This is a genomic window from Xenorhabdus miraniensis (assembly GCF_002632615.1).
On the sequence record NZ_NITZ01000013.1, the window covers coordinates 112,979 to 120,158 of the forward strand.

The window sequence follows — 7,180 nt, forward strand, 5'->3', positions numbered from 1 at the left end:
GGTTTACAACCGCTCTTAAGGAGAATCTATGACCCATTTCGGCTCACAGAAACTTTATATCCACGGTGCTTATGTTGATAGTACCAACTCCAGTAAAACCACTTCCGGCAACGCAACTTTTGATGCAATCAACCCAGCTAATGGTGAGGTTATTGCTCAATTTCAATCTGCAACTGAGCAGGATGTTGATCTGGCTGTCGAAAGTGCCCATAAGGGGCAGAAAATTTGGGCGGCCATGACGGCCGTAGAGCGTTCACGGATCTTACACAAGGCAGTGAATATATTACGTGAACGCAATGATGAACTGGCTGAACTGGAAACACTGGACACAGGAAAACCCCTTTCTGAAACCCAACAGGTTGATATTGTCACGGGGGCTGATGTTCTGGAATATTATGCAGGCTTGATCCCTGCCCTTGAAGGCCAGCAAATTCCACTGCGTGAATCTTCTTTCGTGTATACGCGCCGTGAACCACTGGGCGTCGTCGCAGGTATCGGCGCATGGAACTATCCCATTCAAATTGCGCTCTGGAAATCAGCACCGGCACTGGCTGCCGGCAATGCCATGATTTTCAAACCCAGCGAAGTCACTTCCCTCACCGCCCTGAAATTAGCTGAAATCTATACCGAAGCAGGTTTGCCTGATGGTGTATTCAACGTCCTGACTGGTGCGGGTCATGAAGTGGGGCATTATTTGGCTATTCACCCGAAAATCGCCAAAATATCTTTTACGGGAGGTATTGCCACTGGCAAAAAAGTCATGGCGGATGCTTCAGGGACAACATTAAAAGAAGTCACGATGGAGCTGGGCGGTAAGTCTCCGCTCATTATCTTTGATGATGCCGATCTGGATCGTGCTGCTGATATTGCCATGATGGCAAACTTTTTCAGCTCAGGCCAAGTCTGCACCAATGGGACACGCGTTTTTGTTCCCAAGACCCTGCTTCCTCAATTTGAAGCTAAAATTCTGGAGCGGGTTGGACGTATTCGCATTGGTTCACCTCTCGAACTCAACACCAACTTTGGCCCTCTGGTGAGTTTCCCACACATGGAATCTGTTTTGCGCTATATCGACAGTGGCAAAAATTCCAATGCCCGCTTGCTCTGTGGTGGCAACCGCCTGCTGGAAGGTGATTTAGCGAAAGGTGCATTTGTTGCACCAACGGTATTCAGTGATTGTACTGATGACATGCTGGTTACACAGGAAGAAATCTTTGGCCCCGTGATGTGCATCCTGACTTATGAGACGGAAGATGAAGTCATTGCGCGAGCCAATAACACAAAATACGGGCTGGGGGCGGGATTAGTAACGAAAGATCTTTCCCGTGCGCACCGCGTGATCCACCAACTGGAAGCCGGGATCTGCTGGATCAATACATGGGGAGAGTCTCCTGCGGCTATGCCTGTTGGCGGTTATAAACATTCTGGTGTTGGCCGCGAAAATGGGTTGGTCACACTGCAACATTACACACAAATCAAATCAATACAGGTGGAACTGGGCAATTTTGAATCCCTATTTTAATCCATGACTGAGACAGAGGAGATAACAATGGTATTTGATTACATTATTATCGGCGCTGGTTCAGCGGGTAACGTGCTTGCAACTCGCTTGACGGAAGATCCCAATGTCACTGTCCTGCTGCTGGAGGCAGGAGGGCCAGATTACCGATTCGACTTCCGAACCCAAATGCCGGCAGCGCTGGCATATCCCTTGCAGGGAACCCGTTATAACTGGGCATATGAAACCGATCCTGAACCCCATATGAACAATCGGCGCATGGAGTGTGGGCGTGGAAAAGGACTTGGTGGATCTTCACTCATCAATGGCATGTGTTACATTCGTGGCAATGCGATGGATTTTGATAACTGGGCAACACAGTCAGGCCTGGAAGACTGGACTTATCTTGATTGCCTGCCCTACTTTCGCAAAGCTGAATCACGGGATATTGGTGAAAATGACTATCACGGCAGTGATGGCCCCGTCAGTGTCACGACCCCCAAGCCGGGAAACAACGAACTCTTTCACGCTATGGTTGAAGCCGGCATCCAAGCCGGATATCCACGTACTGACGATCTGAATGGTTATCAGCAAGAAGGTTTTGGACCAATGGATCGTACCGTTACCCCTAATGGACGTCGTGCCAGCACAGCCCGTGGTTATCTGGATCAAGCGCGATCACGTGCCAACCTCACTATCATTACCCATGCGTTGACTGATACCCTCGAATTGGCAGGAAAAACGGCTGTTGGCGTCAATTTTTACCCAGGCAACGGCTCGGCGTTAACACAGGCAAAGGCACGTAAAGAGGTGCTACTCTGTGCCGGTGCGATTGCTTCCCCACAAATTTTGCAACGATCAGGCATTGGCCCTGAAGACGTATTGAACGAGTTCGGCATTCCTGCGGTGCAAATATTGCCGGGCGTCGGGCAAAATCTACAAGATCATCTTGAGATGTATTTGCAGTATGAATGCCTCAAGCCTGTCTCTCTTTATCCCGCATTGAAATGGTATAACCAACCTCAAATTGGTGCTGAATGGCTATTCAAAGGAACCGGCATTGGTGCCAGCAATCAATTTGAAGCTGGCGGATTTATTCGTACTAATGAGAAATTTGCCTGGCCAAATATTCAGTTTCACTTCCTACCCGTTGCCATTAATTACAACGGCAGCAATGCTGTCAACCAACATGGCTTTCAGGCTCACGTGGGTTCCATGCGTTCCCCAAGTCGTGGGAGAGTGAAAATTAAGTCACGAGACCCGCATCAACATCCCAGCATTTTGTTCAACTATATGTCAACAGAGCAAGATTGGCAGGAATTTCGCGATGCTATCCGCATTACACGGGAAATTATGGCGCAGCCCGCATTGGCTTCGTATTGTGGACGTGAAATCAGCCCCGGCGCTGCAATCCAGACAGATGAACAACTGGATGCCTTTATTCGCGAACATGCCGAAACAGCATTTCACCCATCATGCAGTTGCAAAATGGGAACAGATGAAATGGCGGTCGTGGATGGTCAGGGACGTGTGCATGGCGTTGAAAATTTGCGTGTTATCGATGCTTCCATTATGCCGGAAATCATAACGGGTAATTTGAATGCCACAACGATTATGATGGCAGAAAAAATTGCCGATAACATTCGTGGGATCTCTGCCCTGCCACGTAGTCAGGTGAAATATTATGTTGCTAATGGTGCCCCGGTTCGCCAGTCAATAAAAAAATAGCTAATAAATTTATTTTTCGCGATATAGAATAAAACTCTAATACGGGAAATTGAGAGAATGATACAACAGGTTTATATGGCTTTGTTTACAAACTCATTTTTCCCGTATTAATACTCCCAATAGAAATAACTATCGCTTTCCGATATTAACTCTTTCGGGACTCATCAGGAAAAATAATTATGTCAAATCTAATGTCATGAAAATATGCTCTGCACCTTCCTCCAAATAAATTTCCCCCTGAGCCTGATAACCAAGGCTTTCATAAAATGGCTGAGCATGACATTGTGACGATAACCCAATAGTTGTCACTTTATTTTTTCGCCCATAATCCTCAATAAACTTCATAACATCACGACCAATTCCCTGTCCACGGTAATCTTTCAATACCGCAACCCGCCCAACTTTAAGCATGTTATCATCTTGCGGGATCGCCCGTAATACACCTATTGGCTTTTCATCATCAAATATCACCACATGTAAGGCAATATCATCATATTCGTCAATATCAATTTCGGCGTCAAATCCCTGTTCATCCGTAAATACCTGTTTGCGAATAGAAAAGGCTTGTTCTATCAACACTGAATTCTGTCTTCCTATGCTGTGTTTTATTTTCATTATTATATCCTGAGTCTGTTTTTCAGATTTCTATAAGCTACTTTTAAACAGATAATTAAGTCAAGCCAGAAAGGAATAAAAATTATTTATCTGAAATCATGTAAAAAAATAAGGGTGATCATTTACAGATCACCCTGCTGATATTACTTATTTCACTTTAACAGATTATTCAACCGATAAATTATTTTTCTTCTTTTTTACCACTTTTATCTTTAGGATTATTGATTAAGTCATCCGTTTTTTTATCGGTTTCAGATTTTATTTCTTCCGTTTTCGATTTCATTCCATCTGAAAGCTGATTAATCTTGTCGGTGGCCTGATGTTGTATATCCTCAGTTTTCGATTTCATTTTATCTATCATATCGTTTGCTGTCTTGGCCGCCTGATTCTGGACATCTGCTGCCTTAGACTTCATTTGCTCAGTGATATCATTGACAGAATGAGTAGCCTGGTTTTGTAGTTCCTTGGATTTATCAACCATACTATGACTCTCACTCAGGGCTTTTTCCTTTAACCCCTGTGATTTTTCTTTTGCACTGTCCAATATATCTGTGGATTTCTGTTCAGTATCGGTTTTCATTTGTGCTGCTTTATCTTCGGCTTGCTGTGCAACATCTTCTGCCTTTTTAGAAGCATCATCACAACCAGCAATCAGTGCCACGATACCTGCCAAGATAAGAAAACTAAGTATCTTTTTGTTCATTGACTAACCCCTTGCACTTACGGAAATGACCTCGCCAATGAGTGTTCTGGCTATTCTGTGCCACAACATCCCATAAGCACTTTGATCTCATTGCCAACACTAGTCAGCATCTGAGAAGGCGTAACGAAATAAACAATCATTTCAATCAACTGCAATGAATAAAGACTATACACTCTTCAGTTTGACTCACTAACAAAAATAATTCTCATTTTTATTTACCCGATTTAATTTCTCAGGTGACTTATAACAATGAAAGTATTTTACTTGATCATATTTCAGGAAATTTATGGCAAATAATAGTCAAAAATTAGAAAAACGCCCAATTACAAGCGTAATCCAACACATTTTAAGAGGCACAGTATCAGGAACACTTGTGTTGAGTTCTGCCTTCTCCGGCTCTGCTTACGCGATAGAAAATCCAACGGAACAGAAACCTGAAAAGAAAAGTGAGGTAGTAAAATTACCTTCGCTTTCCGTTGTAGGAAGTTTACACAACAGCACCAGTGCGGGCAGTTCAGCACTTAAAAAGGAAGATATTGACCGCACTCAGGCTGATAACGTTGCCCAATTGCTCGATCAGCTTCCCGGTGTTTCGATGTCAGGTTCGCCGCGTCCCGGCGGGCAAACGCTGAACATCTGGGGGATGGGAGATGTAGAAGATGTCAAGGTCACACTGGATGATGCGCCAAAAGGATTCGAAAAATATCAGCAGGGTTCCGTCTTTATTGAACCTGAGTTAATCAAACGTGTAGAGGTTGATAAAGGACCACACAATTTACTCAACGGCAATGGTGGGTTTGGTGGATCTGTCAAACTTGTGACAAAAGATGCGAACGATTTGCTGCGCCCTGATGAAGATTGGGGAGGCTTTATTAAACAGAGCTACCACACAAATGACCGACAGTGGATCAATAGTGGCTCACTGTACGGCAGAGATCCCAATGGCTTTGCGGATGGATTGCTCTATGTGAGCAAGCGTGATGGACATAATATTAAACTCCCTGATGGCACCCATTTTGAGTATTCGCAAAACAAGCAAACATCCTATTTATTGAAAACCAATTTTTATCCCAGTGACACACATACTGTAAGTCTGTCCGCTATGCGATCTGAATCAGATGGCTGGCAGCCTTGGGCGGCTAAACGGGGTGAGATGACGGCTCCCTCTGCCGACGAAGTAAAACAATATGGTTGGAATGGTGCCTGGAAAAGAAAATTGGTCTTTCGTGATCAAATCGATCAGAACTACACTGCCAAATGGAATATCGCACCGGAAAATAACCCATGGCTAAACTTGACAATGACCTATGCATATTCCAAAACCAAACAAAACGATAGCCGCCCAGACAACTCTTCCGTTTATTTCAGTACGTTAATGGGAAATAAAAGCTGGGTTGATTACACCGATAATCTGATTGATATCAACAATAAAAGCGTATTCTCAACAGGTATGATTGAACATGAATTACTGATGGGAACCCGTTGGCACAAAAATGAACGTAATGTATTGATATTTGATAAAGGCAAAATAAAGAATAAAAAATACAACTATGGTTATTATCAACCAGGCTATATGCCTGCTGGTGATCAACTCACTTACAGCTTCTATATGCAAGATTCCCTGAAAATAGGCAGCGTCACCATAACGCCTGGTGTTCGCTATGATCATGTCAAAAATATGGGTAGAGAAAATAATGCATCCGCATATAACGATAAATCACCAGAAGTCAATCATGACTATAGCAATGTAACCTATACAGGTTGGTCACCCCATTTAGGCATTATGTGGCAAGCAAATAAAAACCTTTCATTATTTGCAGATATCAGCCATACATGGCGTGCACCAATAGTTGATGAACAATATGAGGTACAAGGGATCGGTAGTCTTAGAGGCTCAAGCCGTAATCTTGATGTTGAAAGGATGACAGGGGTGCGCCTCGGTGCAATTCTCGACTTCAATAATGTGATGTTTGAAGATGATAGCCTGCAAATCCGTACCACCTTATTCCGTAACCGTGGTAAGGATGAGATTTTCAAAAAACGTGGAGTTTATTGTAAAGACCAGGCCGATGGTTTAGTCGCGTACTATGACTGTGAAAAACCACAGGAGAACTATCGCAACCTGCCGGGATACACTATTGAAGGGCTGGAGGTAGAAACCTTCTACGACAGCCGCACACTATTTGGAAAACTCTCATTCTCTACTCTGCGTGGCCAGCGTGATACTTCTATGCGCGATCCGTGGACAAGACATGAGACCTGGATTGTCGAAATACCACCAACTTCTGCACATGCCATGTTAGGGTTCAAGATCCCACAATGGCAGATGACAATGGGATGGAAAGGTGACTTTATCCGTAAGCAAGACCGTTCACCCGTAGATGATGAACCATTGGTTGAAAGTTGGTCACTACCTAAAAGTAAAGGCTACGCCCTGCACGGTCTGTTTGCAAGCTGGCGTCCTTCTTTTGTAAAAGGATTTGAAGCTCGGGTCACTATCGATAACCTGTTCAACCGTGATTACTATCCGTACTTAGGAGCCTGTAAATTAAATTGTGTATTTGCCTTAACTTGATATGTTTAATTTATTATCAAAATAAGGTTGATTTATGAACGAAAAACAATTACAGGCTCTG

General features: G+C 43.8%; 5 protein-coding genes. 3 read left to right on the forward strand and 2 right to left on the reverse strand.

Translation table 11 applies throughout. The annotated features are described in order from the left end of the window. Positions 1 to 28: 28 nt before the first annotated feature. Complete coding sequence (gene betB, locus Xmir_RS13450; RefSeq protein ID WP_099114727.1) at positions 29 to 1,522, forward strand: betaine-aldehyde dehydrogenase; 1,494 nt, start codon at positions 29 to 31, stop codon at positions 1,520 to 1,522. Positions 1,523 to 1,549: 27 nt separating this feature from the next. After that, positions 1,550 to 3,226 (forward strand): choline dehydrogenase, encoded by a 1,677-nt coding sequence (betA, locus tag Xmir_RS13455; RefSeq protein WP_099114728.1) that lies wholly within the window; start codon positions 1,550 to 1,552, stop codon positions 3,224 to 3,226. Between the two features lie 177 nt (positions 3,227 to 3,403). Here the strand turns inward: betA and Xmir_RS13460 are convergent, their stop codons facing one another. Both Xmir_RS13460 and Xmir_RS13465 read right to left on the reverse strand, forming a co-directional pair. After that, positions 3,404 to 3,841 (reverse strand): GNAT family N-acetyltransferase, encoded by a 438-nt coding sequence (locus Xmir_RS13460; RefSeq protein ID WP_099114729.1) that lies wholly within the window; start codon positions 3,839 to 3,841, stop codon positions 3,404 to 3,406. A gap of 181 nt (positions 3,842 to 4,022) precedes the next feature. After that, entirely contained in the window at positions 4,023 to 4,544 is a 522-nt protein-coding gene (locus Xmir_RS13465; RefSeq protein WP_099114730.1) for a hypothetical protein, read from the reverse strand. A 286-nt stretch (positions 4,545 to 4,830) separates the two neighbouring features. Here Xmir_RS13465 and Xmir_RS13470 point away from each other — a divergent pair, with 286 nt between their 5' ends. Beyond that, entirely contained in the window at positions 4,831 to 7,119 is a 2,289-nt protein-coding gene (locus tag Xmir_RS13470) for a TonB-dependent hemoglobin/transferrin/lactoferrin family receptor (protein ID WP_208620431.1), read from the forward strand. Positions 7,120 to 7,180: the final 61 nt, after the last annotated feature.